Consider the following 18,916-nt stretch of genomic DNA (forward strand, 5'->3'; position numbering starts at 1 on the left):
GGCGCTTGAACCCGCGTTAATATTTTAAATTCCTCCCTAATCGAGTAGGAAGTAAGGGAGTGAAATTCTCCCTTACCGTCCGCTCACACCACCGTACGTACCGGTCTGGTATACGGCGGTTTGTCAGAATATAGATAACTGGTGTTTAGTTTTCCAAAAGTATCTGTTCTCGAACCCTGTGTATCCTAAGTTATTAAAGTACAGATTGTTAAGCGTGGTTTGCAGTATGGGGCTGTGGGCTACCCGACAGTATCCCTTACTGCTATTTCCCCACTCATAAGCTTTCCTTTTCTTAACGCCCAGCTTTATTAGCCGCTTCACCCTTGCTTTTGGTAGCTTCCATTGTTTCCATTGGCATATCCGTAAACGGGTTCGTACCAGTTCATCCAACATTCGCATCTGCGATTTTGCCGTGGCTATCCAAAAATAATTTATCCAGCCCATGATGACCGTCTCCAATTCTCTTATCTTTTCGGCTATTGGGTTCGGGTGCTTCCGCTCCGTATGCCGGCGAATCTTACCTTGAATCCGTTTTACCGTCAGATTCGATAGCCGTATCTCCCATTTTCCTTTGCTGCGATAGAAAGAGAAGCCTAAAAGCGTGCTTTTCGCCGGGGCGCTGACTTTCGTCTTTGTCCTGTTCACTTTTAGCTTAAGCTCCTTTTCTACGTACCGGATAATACTGCCTTCTACCCTATGAGCTGATTTCCAGTTCTTAAGGTAGATGCTGCAATCGTCGGCGTACCTCACAAAGCTGTGCCCGCGCCGTATAAGTTCTCTGTCCAGTTCATCTAACATAATGTTGGAAAGTAGAGGGCTAAGCGGTGAACCCTGTGGGGTGCCTTCCAATCGGACGCTTGAAACCCCGCCTTCCATAATACCGCTGCGCAGATAGCTGCCGATCAACGCAAGGATGCGTTTATCTTTTACCTTTCTTGATAGCGATCCCATGAGTTTGTCGTGGTTGACACGGTCGAAGAACTTTTCCAAGTCCAACTCTACTATCCTTGTTTTACCTTCATTGAGGTACTCCTGGGCCTGCATGACCGCCTGACGGGCGTTCTTGCCTGGCCTGAAACCGTAACTTGTTTTGGAAAACTCCGGTTCGTATTGCGGACTTAGCCATTGACTGATGGCTTGTTGAAGGAGCCTGTCGATTACGGTTGGTATGCCTAACATCCGGCGACCGCCTGTGGGCTTGGGGATTTCTACTTTCCGTACCGGGCTTGGTTGATAACTGCCCTCTAAAATACTTGTTTTGAGCGGACGCCAGTGCTCGTTCAGGTAGTCGCGAAGTTCATCGGTCTGCATACCGTCAACCCCACCAGCGCCTTTATTGCTCATTACCTGTTTCAGCGCTTTGCTGATGTTCCTGTAATCAAGTATTTCTTCGAGCATACTTCTTTTAAAAAAAAACATTTGTTTCCGGCTTACAGCCGCCTTGTTCGCATGTCGCACCTCAACTCCTCCTGCACTTTACTTTCGGCTTCCGGCCTATCCTCCTGCAGGCAGTTCGCTTATGGGGTTCCGTTGTTAGCGGTGACGACACAGAGCCATCAGCGTCTTGGCCAATTCTAACATGCAGTCCTTCATCCTTTTGTGAGACCTCTCCGCTTTGCGGAGCTCGTTTCGGAACTAATATGACGTTTGCTGACTTCTGCGCTTTACGAACTCGTCGTTACGCAGACCTCCCAGGGTAAGTGTGTCCGCTTTCCGTTCATGTAGCCTCTGCATTTACGTTATAGTATCCTGTACAGTGTCGGGCTTTTGCTTCTTTTGCAGCATCACCCATACTATCCCGCCTGATATGCAGTTTCTGTTCGTAGGCTCGAACTTTTGCCGCTGGCTTCCTTCAGATTTGTGTTCACACACTTTCTCCTTGCCTTAAGCTAAGACTTCCCACTGTAATGCGTCTTCGGGACTTGCACCCTATAGATGACACACGTGCCTGGCACACAAACAAAAAACCCGGCCTTGCGGCCGGGAGTTTCATTAGATTTATTGGATTGGTTGGAAATACTTGATTATAATTTTTCGCCGTGCTGGCTGAGGTCAAGGCCTTGTTCTTCTTCTTCGGCAGAAACTCTTAACGGCGAGATCATGTCGGTGATCTTTAACAATAATAATGAACCAAAGAATGCGAATATCGATACGCACACCAATGCTACCAACTGTACAAGGAACAGGTGCGTCTCGCCAAAAAACAAACCGTTGCCTGTTGTATTATTAGCATTTACATGCTGACTGGCAAATACACCGGTTAACAGCATCCCCACCATACCACCAACGCCATGACAAGGGAATACATCAAGCGTATCATCAATAGAAGTACGGGTACGCCATTCCACAACCAGGTTACTCACCACGGCCGATATGATACCGATAGCCAGCGAGTGCGGTACAGATACAAAGCCGGCCGCTGGTGTAATAGCCACCAAACCTACAACAGCGCCAATACAGGTACCCATTGCAGATGGTTTGCGGCCGAGCAGCATGTCAAAAAAGATCCAGGTAACACCTGCAGCTGCCGAAGCAGTGGTACTGGTTGCCAAAGCGGTAACGGCCAACGCGTTAGCCCCAAAAGCCGAACCTGCATTGAAACCAAACCAGCCAAACCACAACAAGCCCGTACCTATCATTACATAGGTAATCCGGGCGGGGGAATGATTAGCCTCGTTACGACGTTTTAAATATAAGGCCGATGCCAGGGCAGCCCATCCGGCCGACATGTGTACTACCGTACCGCCTGCAAAGTCAAGCACACCAAATTTGGCTAATATGCCATCCGGGTGCCAGGTGCAATGCGCCAGCGGCGAGAATATGAAAATAGAAAACAGTACCAGGAAAATAATATATGAGTTAAAACGGATCCGCTCGGCAAATGCACCGGTGATAAGCGCCGGGGTAATAATGGCGAATTTTAACTGGTACATGGCAAAAAGCAGTAAAGGAATAGTTGGCGCGGCTTTCCAGGTGGCGTTACCCAACATGCCCTTCATCATGAAATAAGTTCCCGGGTTACCGATCAGGCCATAAAAGCTATCGCCAAAGGCCAGGCTGAAACCAAAGATCCCCCACATTACCGTAATGATCACCATACAAATAATACTTTGCAGCATGGTGGAGATCACATTCTTCTTATTAACCATCCCTCCGTAAAAAAACGCGAGACCGGGTGTCATGATCAAAACCAGCGCCGTCGACATCAGCATCCAGGCGATATCACCCGTATTAAAATTCGGATGACCGGAGTCCTTAAAATCAACCGACGGAAAAATGAAAGTAAGTGAAAGTATAATTAAGATCAGGAAAAAAGGGAAATACCTCTTCATGTATTCAGAAAAAATATGTTTTAAATCAGCACGAAAGGTATGATTTTTTCTAAAAACAAAAGAAACTAATTAACTTTTGTTGAAAAAAACATCAACTACAGATATTTCAGGATAGAATTAGGGAGAATACCTAATAAAACAAGCAGAAAACTTATAACAATAGCCAAAACAAGCAAATTATAAGATCTTTCACTGGCAACTTCGGCGTTTTCTATTCTTTTCAGAAATAAATACAAAGGAATTTTAAGGTAATAAAATAACGATACTACCGTGGTTATGGCGCCCGTTATCATCAGCGACAACAGCCAGATACTGTGCGTTTGCTCATAAGCGCTATAAGCCGCCGAAAACACAAACAGTTTACCCGTAAACCCGGCAGTAACCGGGATGCCGGTTAAAGAAATGAGGATAATTACAAAACAAACCGACGCTACAGGGTATTTTAAGCCCAGCCCTTTGTAAGCTTCCACCTCTTCAGCGTTCACAATATTACTGAAGTACGATGCCAGTGCCAGCGCCCCAATATTGGCTAACGCGTAAACGGCAAGGTAATAGGTTAATGATGATAAGCCCTGTAAATTGAACGTAACTACCGCCATTAAAGCAAAACCGGTATGGCCGATGCTTGAATAGGCCAGCATCCTCTTTACATTACTTTGCAAAACAGCCGCAAAATTCCCAGCCATCATGGTAATAATACCAATAGCCGATAAAACGATCCCAAAATCAATCCCTTTCCAATCCGCCGAAAACAGGAACAAAGGCATCACATTTACCAGCAATGCAAAGGCAGCTATTTTAGGCACGGTTGACAGGTATGCAGTAACCGGCGTGGGCGCTCCCTGGTAAACATCGGGCACCCAAAAATGCATCGGCATAAATGATAATTTAAACCCTAAACCCATCATCACCAGCACCAAAGCAAATGAAACACTTACCGGGTTTACGTTGGGTAACTGTGCTACAATACCCGGCAGATCGAGCGAGCCGCTGAAGCCGTACAGTAAGGAGATTCCGTATAACATAACAGCCGATGATGCCGCGCCGAAAAGCACGTATTTTAAACCGGCTTCGGTACTTAAAGCAGTTTCAGACCGGTAAGCCACCATCAGGTATGACGCTATGGATACCATCTCGATGGCAAGATAAACAGAGAGCAGGTTAATAGCCATCGCCATTAAATGCAGGCCTAAAATGGATGCTATAGAAATGGTATATAGATCGGATAATCCTTTTGGATGGTTTTTCAGCTTGTCATCCCAGGTGAAATTTAATAACAGGATGAATGATAGCAGATCGATAATGATCTTGAAAAATACCGCCGACCTGCGCAGCAGTAACATACTGCCGAAAATAACATGATCGCCGTCAAGGATCAGGGCTACCTGCTGCAGATCTTTAAACAACACCAACAGCAAGCCGGCGCAGGCTACTATTTTACAAAGCTTTACAGATCTGCGCCCAAATATCAGGTCGGTTATCAGCACTACCAAAAACAGCCCGGTTAAATAAATTTCGGGCATAAAATAGGGTATGCTGCCAAAAACATTGGTTAACTGAACTGATATATGGGGGAGCAGATCGTGCATTTATATTTTATTGTACTATTACTGATTGATTTTTGGGGTATTTAACCTGATATTTTAGTTTCACCTTCTTTTCATCGAGCGAATTTAACATGAAATTCCATGAAACCCTACCTGTTGTTGCATCAGGTTTTGCGCCAGATGTTTCCTGCGCCTCTACTTCGATATCTTTATTTTGTGAAACCGGCACCTGGTCTTCCACCAATAAATTAACCGACTGGCTTTTCCTGTTTTTCACGTCGATTAGCCAGTTACGGGTTTCCTTTTGGTTGGAACCTGATGACTGGCGCATAGCGAAACCTTTCTCCAATGTACGGGTAACTACAATGTTTTTATCCATACCTAACGATAGGTTCAGCGTATCCGTAGTAGCATCGGTATTAATCAGCGACTTGCCAATGTATGTTCCTTCAAAAAACAGGTTGGCCTCGCCCGAAAGAAAACTGTATTTATTCCAGTTGGTAAGCTGCGCGGTAAGGAATACATCGGTACTCAATTTTGGCGCCACGTAATATTGATAAGTAGCATCGATATTATATTGGCTAATTTCAACCGCATATTGTTTGCCATCGCTTGGTACCGTATAAGGGTTGGCGATATTAAACTCGATATTGGTTTGGTTCTCTTCTTTTTTTACTTCGATAGGAACCGTGTTAATTATATTTTTATCTTGTATTCTCGCAACAGCGCCGGTCAAATCCCTTTTATATTCCGTGCCATAACCTGCAACAACCACCTCGTTAAGCTGTCGTGAAGACGGATTTAGCGCCACGTTGAGCATTGGCGCATTGGCCTGCCTTTCTAATGTTTCATATCCAATAAAACTGTAAGTAAGCACAGCATTGGCGTTAGGGATCTGGATGCTGTAATTTCCACCGGCATCACTTACGGCCCCTATTGATGTACCTTTTACCCTGATGCTTACACCAGGTATTGAGCTGTTATCATCCTTACTCACCACTCTACCCATTACTTTAGTTATTGGAACACCAGTACCTGAATAGTACATACCAAAGTTAAGATAGGTAGGCGTAAGCTCGGGCTTCGCCCCATTTACGCTTGGGTTACCGGTTGATAAGGTAAGCTTAGCGCTTTTCCAGTCCTCACCAGTTTTCTGCGACACGTTGGCTTTGTAAACGATAGTTATTGGACTGTTAACATTTTTAGCACGGATATCGTAGGTAGGGAACCAGCTCGCGTTTCGCACCAGATAACTTAAAGTAAAATTTGCCTGCAAGGCTACTTTTGCCGATACAGTGACCAAAACATTACTGGTTGTTTTAACACCTGCTTTGTTAATCTCTGCAATTTGTTTGTTATAATCTTCCAGCTGGTCGTTAAACAAATCTATCTGATCATTTACGGCTTGCTGATTCTTTTTGATCTCGTTTAAGCGAGCTGTCTGAAAGTCGAGTGTCTGTTTCAGCTTAACCGGATCCAGCGCAACATTAGTACCATTGCTCACCGGGTTTTTAGCCAGTGTATTAGCTTCTTCCTGGTAAATAGAGAGCACGTTGTTTTGCAAGGCTATTTTGTTTCTTACCAGCTTTGCCTTCGCTTCAATAGCCTGTATATTTTTTTGCCTGATGTCATTATCGGCAAAATCAAGTTCGTGATTAACCGACAGAATGGTAAAATCGCCGCCTGCATTTACCTGGATGCTCTGCACATCAATTCCAGGCGACAGGTTTTCAAACACCAGCGTTGATGTGCCGGGGCTGATATTGACCAATGCGGTACGACTTACCTGTGCCCCATTCAAAAACACAGTTACTTTCTGAACTTTGGAGGCTACTTTTTGGCCTTCATCGGCCCTGGTTGCTGCAGCAATAAAAAGCAATACTGCTGCGATAGATAATTTTCTTAACATAATTCCTTCGGTTAAATACATACCATCTGTTATTTCGCTTATGCCCGGGTTGCCGGGGGCAGCGTAAATAAAAGATGCAGGTGTATGCACTTTTCCATAAATGAATTTATGTTGAAACACTATTTTTTTATTTAGCCTGTAAAAACTGTATCAATGCCAGTACCGAATCATTGATTTTTCCAAATACCAACGATGGCATCAAACCTAAAGCAAGCGCCGCAGCAGCCATTGGTATCAATGCCAGCTTTTCGCGAATGCTTACATCGGTAAGTGCTATTTTCCAAACCTCGCCGCCTTTAAGAGATACTTTTCCGAAGAACATGCGCTGCAGTGTCCACAGAAAATAAGCTGCTCCCAACAGGATACCAACCGAACCGCAAACAGCCATCCAGTATGGCAGCAAACCGTTAACCGTTGGCGATTTAAATGTACCCGCCAGTGTAAATGCTTCGGCCACAAATGCCGAAAAGCCCGGCAAGCCTAAGGAAGCAAAAAAAGCCACCATAACAAAGGCTGTATATTGAGGCATCTGCATGCCCAATCCGCGGAAATGATAAATATCCCTGTCGTGCACGCGGTTATAAACCACACCCACTAAAAAGAACAGCATTGATGATAAAAAGCCATGGCTTACCATCTGCATCACTGCGCCGCTTACACCTTCGGCAGTTTGCGAGGCAATGCCCAGTAACACAAAACCCATGTGCGATACCGATGAGTAAGCGATCATCCGCTTCAGATCGCGCTGGGCCAGCGCGTTGCAGGCACCATATAATATCGAAACAACCCCAATCAACCCAAGCCAGAAAGCTCCGGATGATGCTATCTCCGGGAAGATCCCCAGGCAAATACGGATAATACCATAACCACCAATTTTAAGCAATACCCCTGCAAGAATGATAGATACCGGTGTGGGCGCTTCAACGTGCGCATCGGGCAGCCAGGTATGTAAAGGCACAACCGGTACTTTGATGACAAATGCAATAAACAATACCACAAAACCAACCGTACGCGCAGGCATCCCCAATATAGTTTGATGTGCCGCCACTGAAAATACCGAACCTTGGGCATAGTTAGCCGGGTTCATCATCTGGATAATATTAAAAGTATGGCTGCCTGTTGCCGGGTCGCTTACCGAAAGATATAAACCTACCATCACCAGTAACATAAATACGGAGCCAAACAGCGTGTAAAGGAAAAACTTGATGGCTGCGTATTCCCGGCGAACGCCGCCCCACATCCCTATCAGGAAATAAAGGGGCAGTAACATGAGCTCATAAAACAAGTAAAACAGGAAGAAATCCAAGGCACAGAACACACCCATTACAGCCATATCCAGCAGTAAAAACAACAGGAAGAAACCTTTGAGATTACTTTTGATCTCCCAGGAAGCCAGCGTAGCAACAACCATCACCAGTGCCGACATTACCAGCATTGTTACAGAAATGCCATCTATCCCTACAAAATAATCTATCTGCATTTTGCCCATGCTGCCCAGGTTAAGGGCAATCCATGGCAGTTTCTGTACAAACTGAAACTGATCTTCATGATTAATACCGGCCGTTGCCGCACCTGTTTTAAAGTTAAGGTAGATCACGATGCTGATACCAAGTTGTAAAAGCGTAGCCAGCAGGGTAATATATTTAAAACTCCCCCGAACCGACGATGGCAGCAATACGATCACCAGCGCAAACAGTACAGGTATGAATATGAGTAGGGTTAGTAGGTTCATTAAATTCAGATCAGTATTTTTAAAATAAAGAGTACCAACACAATGAGCAGCATGCTATACAGGTAGTACTGCACTTTTCCGTTTTGAAATTTACGTGCAAAATTGCCAATACTTTGCACTAATGCAGCCATCAAATGCAAAAATCCGTCGACAATATATTTATCACACCAGGCGGTAAGGTCTGCTATCTTCCGGCTCAGTCGTTCAATTGAATGGATTAGTCCGTCAATAATATTCCTGTCGAACCAGAAGCAGGTTTTACCCAGGCCAAGGATTGGTTTTACGATTACTTTTTTATAGATCTTATCCAAATACCATTGATTATAGGATAAGCGGTAAAAGAAGCCGGTTTGCGGAAACGAGAACGTATTTCTTTTTACGTAGATAGCATAGGCCGCGTACATTACAAAAACGCTTAAGATATTCACCCCTATCGGAATAATGGTATGGTAGATATTTTCGCGGGCCATGAATTCGGCAGGTTTTAAGCTTTCGAATAGCCAGGCTTTTTCATAAAAGAAAGGATTAAGCGAAAACAAGGGAAACAAACTACAAACCGCCAGCAGGATCAATGGCACACGATATTGCCAACCTCCATCGCTGATATGTAGTTTAATGTCAGGGTGATGTTTCAACAAGCGAAACTCTCCAAAAAATACTTTCACTATTAACCTTGATACATAAAAGGCAGTAAGCCAACTGGTAAATAATGCACCTGCCGGGATCAGTTTAAGCCATGCGCTTCTACCCTCGGTCCATTCAAACGCCTGGATCAGGATCCCATCTTTTGACAGATAACCCGATGTAAGCGGAATACCGATCAGCGCAAGCGAGCCAACAACCGCGACCATAAAAGTGAGCGGCAGCTTTTTACGCAAGCCACCCATATGCAGTATATTCTGCGGGTCGATATCCAGGCCATTTTCCTCTTTAATATGCTGCATTTCATGGATCACGATTCCGGCTACCAAAAACAGCAGGCATTTGAAAAAGGCATGCGTAGCCAGGTGGAATAACGACGAACCATAAGCCCCAACCCCCATCGCCAGGATCATGTAACCCAATTGCGATATAGTTGAATAAGCAAGTACACGTTTCAAATCGTTTTGCGTAAGCGCGATGGTGGCGGCCATAAAAGCTGTAAAGCAACCTATAACGGCAAGAACCGTTAACTCTGTATCGGTAAACAAAGGATAAACCCTGCCCAGCAGAAATACACCGGCAGCCACCATAGTAGCCGCGTGGATCAGCGCCGAAACCGACGTTGGCCCTTCCATGGCATCGGGTAGCCAGGTATGCAATGGGAATTGCGCCGATTTAGCCGCAACAGCCATAAATACACCAATGCAGGCCACATATTGCCATATAGCGGGGATCTGCCCTGAAGCAGAGATCCACAAACCATCATGAATAACGGATTTAAACACCAAATTATCGTTAATGAAAAGTGTGGCAATATCAAATGTATGGAACTGGGCAAAAAGGATGATGATGGCGCTCAGTAAACCAATATCGCCAATACGGTTCATGATAAAGGCTTTTTTATTGGCCTGTACCGCTTTATCCCTCGTAAACCAAAAACCGATAAGCAGGTATGACGAAAAGCCCACCAGCTCCCAGAAAGCGTAGAACAGCACCAGGCTATCCGCCACCACCAAAGCCAGCATACTGAAACAGAAAAAGCTGAGGTAAGTGAAATAACGACTGTATCGGTCGTCATGCTTCATGTACGCAGTAGAGTAGACATGTACCGGTAAAGCGACCAATGATACCAGCAGCAACATCATCACTGAAAGGTTATTAAGCAGGATGCCCGCGAAGACTTTGGTATTGCCTATAGTAAACCAAAGCTTTTGTGTATGCAACGGTTGCCGGTTCCAAACTGTGGCAAATACCATAGCCGATAATACACAACCCGCTAAAATAGCCAGCGTCGATATCCAGCCTGCTGCTTTACTTTTTACGGGCAGACAAAAGTTGATGAGCGAGGCCGCCAACGGTAAAGCCACAGCTGCAATGGTGTAGCTGATGATAGTTGGCTCGGTATATGGTATAGCGTTGTTCAATTATCTTTCTGTCTCTTTATTTTCTGTAGAGACACATGTGATGCGTCTCCAAATATGCAAATCTTATTATGATTGCTCGTCCTAAGGGAGACGCATGTGATACGTCTCTACAATATTTTAATCCCTCAAATTTTTAATCTCATCCGGATCAATGGTTTTATATCTCCGGTAAACATTCAGGATAATGGCCAGGGCTACTGCCGTTGTTGCTGCGGCCAACACAATAGCAAACAGGGCGAACACCTGTCCGCCGTTGTTTAGTTTATCATATTTACCGAAAGCCACCAGGTTTAAAATGGCAGCATTCAGCATCAGTTCAATACCTATTAATACCTGTATGGAGTTGCGTTTGGATACAATCATGTACATCCCGGTACAAAATAACAGGGCACCTACCAGTAAAAAATCGGTTAACGTGATCATGCCCTGCCCTCCTTACGTGATAAATGCGCCGCACCCACCAAAGCCATCAGCAGTAAAACAGAGATGGCCTCGAAAGGTAACAGGTAAGTGGTCATTAAATTAATACCGATATTTTCGGTCATCAAAGTAGTTGGTACGATCTCATTTTTTTGCGCGATGGACTGCTTTACCCATGGCAGGTTATCAGCATCGGCCTTAAGGATAACATTTATGATCACCGCAAAAAACAGTACAGCCAGTATAACAGCCGGCACTTTAGCCATATTAATGAATTTCCCTTTTTGCTGTTGGATCACATTCAAAGTTTCCCGACCGGAGAGCATAAATGCAAAAAGGATGAGCACCAGGATGCCTCCTACATAAATCACCACTTGCGTTACCGCCACAAAATCGGCAAGGGCCAATACATACAAGCCGGCCAGTGCAAACAACGTCACAAAAAATATAAAAATACTCCTTACCAGGTTCTTGCTTAATGCCGCATAAAGGGCCGAACTTACCGCAATAAAGCTCATCACATAAAACAACATACGCACTGAGCTCATGCCCCGCCCTCCTTTTGTTTCATGGCAGCTAATTTGGCAGCCTGTTTTTCGGCCTGTTGTTTGTCAAAAAGGGCACGCTTTTCGGCGGCATCTTCGGGTGTCATATCCGAAAACTGGTAAACCAGGTCGCTTAGCTGAAAAACAGTTTTATCATACTGGTTAGTCATGGTAATGCATTCGGTTGGACACACAATGGTACACAAGCCGCAATACATACATTTGGCCATATCAATATCAAATTTGGCTGCATACAAACGCTTGGTTGTACCGTCGGATGTTTGCCCGATAGCTTCCGTTGCCTTGATCGATTCAATATCAATACAATTAACCGGACAAACCTTGGCGCAAAGGTCACACACTATACAATCGTCCATTTCCACATCCAGTTGGTACCGGCCTACTTCGGGCACCGGCAACTGCTGTTTAGGATATTGAATGGTATTGGTGCCATACTCCAGCTGTTTAAAGTAATTGCTGTCGCTCACGGTCACGATCTCCCTTTTGCCGTTGCCCGCAAAAAGGTGGCGTACGGTAAGGCTTAAACCTTTCCATGCCGTTGTAAACGCGTTAATTACTTTCTGAACCATGATTTTTAGGATTTTAGGATTGCCAGGATATTGCCCTTTCTCTTCGTTAAATCCGTTATTTTATATTTTAATAAATTCTATATTTCAACTTTTCCAAATCCGAAATCGAACATCCGACATCCGAAATTAAAAATCACATTAACCACAACCTCCATACACCCGATATCAGCATACAGGCGAAAGCCAGCGGGGTTAATACTTTCCAGCAAAGGTTCATCAGCTGGTCTACCCGTAAACGGGGCAGTGTCCACCTGATCCACATTTGAACACCCACCAGGCTCAATGTTTTTATTACCACCCATAGTATCCCCCAGGCCACCCCGGTTGTCCAGGTTGCCAGCTTAACACCGCCAATATTAGGCAGCGGCGTATTCCAGGCCCCTAAAAACAATATCACCGCTATCATGGATACCAGGAACATCATCGAATATTCGGCCAAAAACACAAGTGCAAAGCGGATGCCAGTAAACTCGGTATGGAAACCGGCTACCAGTTCCGATTCCGCCTCCGGAATATCAAACGGAGCCCGGTTACTTTCGGCTAATGAAGCTATGAAATAAATTACGAATGCGATGAGCAAATGCGGCGCCCTAAAAACATTCCAACTAAATAAACCACCTATTTGAGATACATCCCAAAAACCGGCGAATTTTATCTTTTCAGCAGCCAAAATGCCCTGCTGGGCCGAGATCACCTGCAAGTCGAGCGTTTGAGCAATCATTACAACAGATATGATGGCAAAGCCCGCGGGAATCTCGTACGAAATGATCTGTGCCGCAGAGCGCATAGCACCCAGTATGGAGTATTTATTGTTCGATCCCCATCCCGCCATCAGGATGCCCAATGTCTCGATAGAGATAATAGCGAAAATATAGTAAAGACCAATATTTGTTTTTGAAGGGATAAGTCCGGGGGCCCAGGGTAGCGCGGCGAAACCAAGGTACACGGCAATAAATATCACCGCCGGTGCCAGCATAAACAACCACTTATCTGCCGCTGCCGGGACGATCAGCTCTTTCTGAAGCATCTTTAAAATATCGGCCAGCGTTTGCAGCGAACCATATTTTCCCGTTTCCGTTGGACCGAGCCTGTCTTGTATAAACGCTGATATTTTACGCTCGGCATATACACCGAATAAAGCGAAAAAGGCCGAAAAACTGAACAACCCAATTGCTGCAATAAAATATGTAAAATAATAGTTCAACAGGAATATTTGCTTAAGGGTGCAAACTTACTAAATGTTGAGTTATTTAGAATGATTAAATTATATATTAAGTTGATAGGGTTTGTTGTTTTTTGAGTTTGGTGAATGGTTGATTAGCTGAGTGGTTCTGATTTGTTCGTCTGAACTCGAATTTAATGAATTTCCGTTTTTTAGCGCAAGTCTTGTGTGACGGGATTAGGGTGGCTGACTTGTGCTTTTACACTCACTTGCAAGCCACCAAATCATTTGCCGATATAAACGTTGATTTTACCGGGGCCGAGAAGAATAGCGACGCGTGATGGTCAAAATCGGCAGTATCGTCGGTAGTGGTATAAAACTTATTTTCGCCATTCCGGCTCAGCTTTTGCTCAATTTCGGGATGGCGGTTTAAGTAATTAACCAGGCTTTGGGCAACTATATCGCCCTGGCCAACTACATTCACGCCTTCGGGTAAATGCGCTTTAATTTTTCCCTGGATGATAGGGTAATGTGTGCAAGCCAGTAAAATGGTATCGATGTTGGGCGATTGCGCCATGATCTGGTCCAGGTACAACTGCACAAAAAAATCGGCACCGGGTTTGTCATATTCGCCGTTTTCAATTAACGGCACCCAAAGCGGGCAAGCCTGTTGGTAAACTTTTATGTCGGGGAAAAAATTCTGAATCTCCAGCAGGTATGAGCCAGACTGTACTGTGCCCTTTGTACCAAGTACTCCAATTTCTTTGGTTTTAGTATAATCGCCAATAACCTCGGCCGTAGGGCGGATGACACCCAATACCCTTTTCGACGGATCACCTATCTGTTTAAGGTCCTGCTGTTGAATGGTACGTAATGCTTTGGCCGATGCCGTATTACACGCCAGGATCACTAAGGGGCATCCCTGGTCAAACATCCACTGTACGCATTCCCAGGTATACTGGTGTATGGTGCTGAATGAGCGGTTGCCATAGGGTGCACGGGCATTATCGCCCATATAAATATAATCATAGCCGGGCAGTTGCTCAATGATAGAACGGAAAACTGTTAACCCGCCATAACCCGAATCAAAAATACCAATTGGTTGATTTGACATATACAAACATAAAAAAAGCGCCCCGTAATTACGGGGCGCTTTTGTATAATTTACTTAAAGGTGATTTTATTTTAAACCCAATTTCAATTTCACGGCAGCCATCAGGTCGTCGCCTGCAGGAGATACGATCATGCTAACCTGTGATGAATCCAGTACATAAGCATAACCTTTTTCTTTAGCTACTGCCTGTACAGCCTGGCTAACTTTATCAATAATGGGTTTGCCTAATTCTTGTTTTTTAGCATCAACTTGTTGCTGAGCGTTGTTTTGGTAATCGTTCATGCGTTTCTGGATATCCTGCAATTCAGAAGTTTTTGCTGAACGGGCAGCATCTGTCAAAGTTGAACCGTTTTTTTCCAGATCGGCACCTTTGGTTTGTAACTCATTGTTCATAGTGGTTAACTGATCAATGAATGTTTTTTGATAGGCCTGTAATGTTGTAGAAACAGTTTTAGTTTCAGGCATCTGATCAATAACCTGGCTAAAATTAACATAACCTATTTTTGTTTGCGCTTTAGCGAAACTACCCACGAACAACATACCTGCTGCAACTAAGGCGACTTTAAATAGTTTTTTCATTTTGTTTTGTGTCCTGTGTTTAATAATGGATAATAATTATCTGTTTGTTTTTGTAACGTGTATCAGCAAATTACTTATGAACTAACCGCAGGAGAGCTTACAATGAACAGGAACATTTGACAGCTACCCTTACCCCGGCTAAAATAACAATGTGTAATTTAAATGGCAAACATAAAAAAAGCGTCCCGTTTAATCAGGGCGCTTTTTTTATGTCATTTGTATTTCTTATTTCAAACCTAATTTTAATTTCACAGCCGCCATCAGGTCATCAGCATCAGGAGATACCAATAAAGTGATCTGTGATGAATCCAATACATAAGCATAGCCTTTTTCTTTAGCTACAGCCTGTACTGCCTGGGTAGCTTTATCAATAAGCGGCTTACCTAATTCCTGCCTTTTAGCATCAACCTGCTGCTGGGCATTGTTTTGGTAATCATTCATACGTTTTTGAATATCGGTAAGCTCGTTTTCTTTAGCAGTACGTACAGCATCGGTCATGCTTGCCCTTTTTGACTGGTAGTCCTGGCCTTTTGTCTGGTACTCATTATTCATTGTAGTAAGCTGATCAATAAATGTTTTTTGATAAGCCTGTATCGAAGCAGTTACAGTTTTAGTTTCGGGCATCAGATCAATCAGCTGATTGAAGTTGATGTGGCCGATCTTAGTCTGAGCATTTGCAAAGCTGCCCGCAAATAACAAACCTACTGCAACTAAGGCAACTTTAAATAGTTTTTTCATTTTCCTTTTTCTGTGTTTAAATAATAGTTCGATTTATTTTAATTCAAATTATTTAGCAAATACCCCGGGTTTTAGTCCCAATCTGGTTATAACATCCGCGCTTTTATCATACCGCGGGTTAGCATATAACATAATTACCTCGCTGTTTTTATCAAAAATCATATCCAGGTTATCGCCTTCGGCAATTGCTTGTACAGCTTTAGACACCCTATCCTGAATTGGTTTAATCAGCGCTGTGCTTCTTTGTGAAAGCTCACCATCCGGACCAAACTTCTGGCGTTGAAAATCTTTCGCGGCCTTTTCTTTATCAACAATTTCGGCCTCACGGCGTTTTTTCATATCAGGGGTCATCAACACCTGGTCGGCCTGATAAGCTTTATACAGGCGGTCAATTTCCTGAAAACGGCCATCAACTTCCTTCTGCCACTGATCAGATAATGCAGCTAATTGCTTTTGTGATGAGGCATACTCGGGCATGTGCTTTAATATATACTCCGAATCAACATAAGCAAAACGTTGCGCATAAGCGCCTGCAAAAGCAGTTAACGTTAAAAAGGCCACTAAAATTATCTTCTTCATATATTCGGTACGCAAATTAATTAAAACCGCCGGATAAACTCTGAGAAATTGTAAAATGGAACTGGCCTTTATTTGCATCCGGTTGTCCCGGTATTTTATCAAAGCCATAACCATAATCTAACCCCAATAAGCCAAATATAGGCAAAAATATCCTTGCGCCCACACCTACCGAACGCCTTACGTTAAACGGATTAAACTGGCTAAACTGGTTCCACGCGTTACCGCCTTCGGCGAAGGCCAGCAAGAAAATTGTTGCCGACTGGCTTGCAATAACCGGGTGGCGAAGTTCCAGTGTGTATTTATTATAAATAGCGCTACCGGTGTTTGTATTTTGAGTTTCGTTTGAGCCTTCAGGTACAATTGAGAAGTTTTGGTAACCACGTAAACCGATGATCTCGCTACCCTGTAAAAACTGGTAGCTCTGCATACCATCGCCGCCTAATTTAAAGCGTTCAAATGGCGATGGGCCAACTTCATGATTATACTGGCCAAGGAAACCAAACCTTACCTGCGACATCAATACAAATTTGCCTACCAGTTTCGAGAACCACTGTGCATCGTATTTAAACTTATAGTACTCAACAAAATGGTAACGATCTTCGGGGGTTGCTATTTTATAATTGATGTTATTAAACAATGAGTATGGTGGTGTAGCCTGTACCGTAAATTTAATGTTTGAGCCCTGGGTTGGGAAAATAGGCGCATCTATTGAGTTACGTGTCAGCTCCTGGGTTAATTTAATGTTATAAGAGGTACCGTTGGTAAACAGGTAACCGGTATAGTTATCAAGGCTGTAATGATCAAAGTTAAGTGAGTAGTTTAACTGGAAATAGTTATCAGGCCATTTTAAGCGTTTACCCAACGTAACGCCCACACCGTTAATACGCAATTTGTTGTAGTATGGGCTTGTTTTTGGATAATACTGCCCTGTTGAACTTCCCTGTGTATAAGCCGACAATGCAAAGTAGATTGGTTTTTTGCCACCTAACCACGGCTCGGAAAATGTGAACGAGAAGTTTTGATAAGTACGACCGCTCGATTGCCCCCTTAAGCTCAGTTTCTGACCATCGCCTTTTGGTAGCGGTTTGTAAGCTTTAAGGTGGAAGATATTACGGATAGAGAAGTTATTAAAGGTTAAACCCAAGGTGCCTACCAACTGGCCGCCACCAAAACCACCCGAAAGCTCGATCTGGTCTGAAGGTTTTTCAACTACGTTGTAAACCAAATCAACAGTACCATCCTGCGGATTGATGTTGGTTGGTTTAGGTTCGGTTTTTTGCTCGTCAAAGTTGCCCAGCTGGCCAATTTCACGCGCACTGCGAATCAGTAGCTCTTTGTTGAACTTTTGACCCGGTTTTGTCTGGATCTCACGCATTACCACTTTATCGTTGGTAACGTCGTTACCTTTTAACATAACGCGGTTAATGGTATACTGAGGGCCTTCATAAATCCTAACATCAACATCTACAGTATCATTATAAACCCTTGTTTGTACCGGATCGGCATTAAAGGTTAAGTAGCCATCATTAAGGTAAAGCGATGAAACGTCATCGTTACCCGGAGTTGGGCCGCTTAAGCGCTTGTTCAATTCATCTTCGCTAAATACATCGCCTTTTTTCACATGAAGGATCCTGTTTAACAGATCAGTGGTATACTTGGCATTACCCGAAAACTTAACATTACCAAAGTAATATTTAGGGCCTTCGTATACCTTCAGCTTTACGTTTACGGTTTCATCGTCATGCTTCCAAACAGAATCGCTCAGGATCTCGGCATCACGGTATCCCCTGGCCTGCATTTTTTCAACGAGGTTCTGCTTATCTTCTTCGTATTTATCCTGTTTAAACTTCTTCGAACCAAACAGGTTATACCATTTACGCTTGCGGGTTTTACTTAAAAATCCGCGCAGGGTTCCGGTGCTAAATGCTTTGTTGCCTTCAAAAATAACGTCGTTAATTTTAACCTTGGTCTTTTTATCAATGGCAACATCCAATATAACGCTGTTAACATCGCCCTGATCTTTACGCTGGGTAATGGTAACGGTAGTGTTTAAGAAACCTTTTTCGTTAAAATGCTTTTTAATTATAGCTGTAGTTGTGCTGATAAGATTTTCATTTACGATCTTGCCTACACGGTCGTTCAATTTTTTCTGAACATCTTCAATTTCGCCTTTGCGAATGCCGGTTAAGTGCATGCGTGACAAACGCGGACGCTCCAACACAGCAATCTCCAAATAAATAGTATCCATATTAATTTTGGTGATGTTTAACTGAACATCATCAAATAAGCCCTGTTGATATAAGGTTTTAATTACCTCGGCATTACGTTCGCCCGGCAGGTTGATACGATCGCCTTTGGTTAATTTGGATAACTGGATCAGGATGTCTTTATCAAGATATTTTGCGCCACTAACAGAAATACCACCAATAATATAATCTTTAGGATTAAGATAACTTAAACTATCAGCAGGTATCGATTTTGTAAGCGTAGGCCTCGGCCCATTGGATATCTGGGCGAAAGCCGTAGTAGCCAAAACCGAGAAAAGAATAGCAAAAAGAAATTTATACATTCGAATATTTTAGTGGGCTAAAAATAATTTATAC

At 43.7% G+C, this 18,916-nt stretch carries 15 protein-coding genes; all 15 read right to left on the minus strand.

The window, feature by feature from the left end:
• Positions 1 to 123: 123 nt before the first annotated feature.
• Positions 124 to 1,398: a group II intron reverse transcriptase/maturase gene (ltrA, locus tag MusilaSJ_RS10605; RefSeq protein ID WP_274985539.1), complete on the minus strand. Its 1,275-nt coding sequence runs from the start codon at positions 1,396 to 1,398 to the stop codon at positions 124 to 126.
• Positions 1,399 to 2,024: 626 nt separating this feature from the next.
• On the minus strand, positions 2,025 to 3,332 hold the full coding sequence (locus tag MusilaSJ_RS10610; protein ID WP_274989948.1) for an ammonium transporter: 1,308 nt from the start codon (positions 3,330 to 3,332) through the stop codon (positions 2,025 to 2,027).
• Between the two features lie 95 nt (positions 3,333 to 3,427).
• Positions 3,428 to 4,921, minus strand: a complete 1,494-nt coding sequence (locus tag MusilaSJ_RS10615; protein WP_274989949.1) for an NADH-quinone oxidoreductase subunit N — start codon at positions 4,919 to 4,921, stop codon at positions 3,428 to 3,430.
• A 7-nt stretch (positions 4,922 to 4,928) separates the two neighbouring features.
• Positions 4,929 to 6,788 carry a DUF4139 domain-containing protein gene (locus MusilaSJ_RS10620; RefSeq protein WP_274989950.1) on the minus strand — a complete coding sequence of 620 codons (1,860 nt, stop codon included), beginning with the start codon at positions 6,786 to 6,788 and terminating at the stop codon, positions 4,929 to 4,931.
• A 127-nt stretch (positions 6,789 to 6,915) separates the two neighbouring features.
• A complete protein-coding gene (locus MusilaSJ_RS10625) occupies positions 6,916 to 8,520 on the minus strand; it encodes a complex I subunit 4 family protein (RefSeq protein WP_274989951.1) in 1,605 nt (534 codons plus the stop codon).
• Positions 8,521 to 8,525: 5 nt separating this feature from the next.
• On the minus strand, positions 8,526 to 10,586 hold the full coding sequence (nuoL, locus tag MusilaSJ_RS10630; RefSeq protein ID WP_274989952.1) for an NADH-quinone oxidoreductase subunit L: 2,061 nt from the start codon (positions 10,584 to 10,586) through the stop codon (positions 8,526 to 8,528).
• Positions 10,587 to 10,703: 117 nt separating this feature from the next.
• Positions 10,704 to 11,009 (minus strand): NADH-quinone oxidoreductase subunit NuoK, encoded by a 306-nt coding sequence (nuoK, locus tag MusilaSJ_RS10635; protein ID WP_091222011.1) that lies wholly within the window; start codon positions 11,007 to 11,009, stop codon positions 10,704 to 10,706.
• Positions 11,006 to 11,554 (minus strand): NADH-quinone oxidoreductase subunit J family protein, encoded by a 549-nt coding sequence (locus MusilaSJ_RS10640; protein ID WP_274989953.1) that lies wholly within the window; start codon positions 11,552 to 11,554, stop codon positions 11,006 to 11,008. Before MusilaSJ_RS10640 ends, nuoK begins: the two co-directional genes overlap by 4 nt.
• Complete coding sequence (locus MusilaSJ_RS10645) at positions 11,551 to 12,141, minus strand: 4Fe-4S binding protein (protein ID WP_274989954.1); 591 nt, start codon at positions 12,139 to 12,141, stop codon at positions 11,551 to 11,553. Before MusilaSJ_RS10645 ends, MusilaSJ_RS10640 begins: the two co-directional genes overlap by 4 nt.
• Before the next feature lie 133 nt (positions 12,142 to 12,274).
• The gene (gene nuoH / locus MusilaSJ_RS10650; protein WP_274989955.1) at positions 12,275 to 13,345 is read right to left on the minus strand and encodes an NADH-quinone oxidoreductase subunit NuoH; all 1,071 of its coding nucleotides are present in this window, start codon (positions 13,343 to 13,345) and stop codon (positions 12,275 to 12,277) included.
• 223 nt (positions 13,346 to 13,568) lie between these two features.
• Positions 13,569 to 14,417, minus strand: coding sequence for a glutamate racemase (gene murI, locus MusilaSJ_RS10655; protein ID WP_274989956.1), 849 nt, complete (start codon positions 14,415 to 14,417; stop codon positions 13,569 to 13,571).
• A 66-nt stretch (positions 14,418 to 14,483) separates the two neighbouring features.
• The gene (locus MusilaSJ_RS10660; protein ID WP_090531916.1) at positions 14,484 to 14,996 is read right to left on the minus strand and encodes an OmpH/Skp family outer membrane protein; all 513 of its coding nucleotides are present in this window, start codon (positions 14,994 to 14,996) and stop codon (positions 14,484 to 14,486) included.
• Between the two features lie 225 nt (positions 14,997 to 15,221).
• A complete protein-coding gene (locus tag MusilaSJ_RS10665; protein ID WP_274989957.1) occupies positions 15,222 to 15,734 on the minus strand; it encodes an OmpH/Skp family outer membrane protein in 513 nt (170 codons plus the stop codon).
• A gap of 48 nt (positions 15,735 to 15,782) precedes the next feature.
• Positions 15,783 to 16,313, minus strand: coding sequence for an OmpH/Skp family outer membrane protein (locus MusilaSJ_RS10670; protein WP_090532069.1), 531 nt, complete (start codon positions 16,311 to 16,313; stop codon positions 15,783 to 15,785).
• 16 nt (positions 16,314 to 16,329) lie between these two features.
• Complete coding sequence (bamA, locus tag MusilaSJ_RS10675; protein ID WP_274989958.1) at positions 16,330 to 18,882, minus strand: outer membrane protein assembly factor BamA; 2,553 nt, start codon at positions 18,880 to 18,882, stop codon at positions 16,330 to 16,332.
• Positions 18,883 to 18,916: the final 34 nt, after the last annotated feature.

This window comes from Mucilaginibacter sp. SJ (assembly GCF_028993635.1).
GTDB lineage: Bacteria > Bacteroidota > Bacteroidia > Sphingobacteriales > Sphingobacteriaceae > Mucilaginibacter.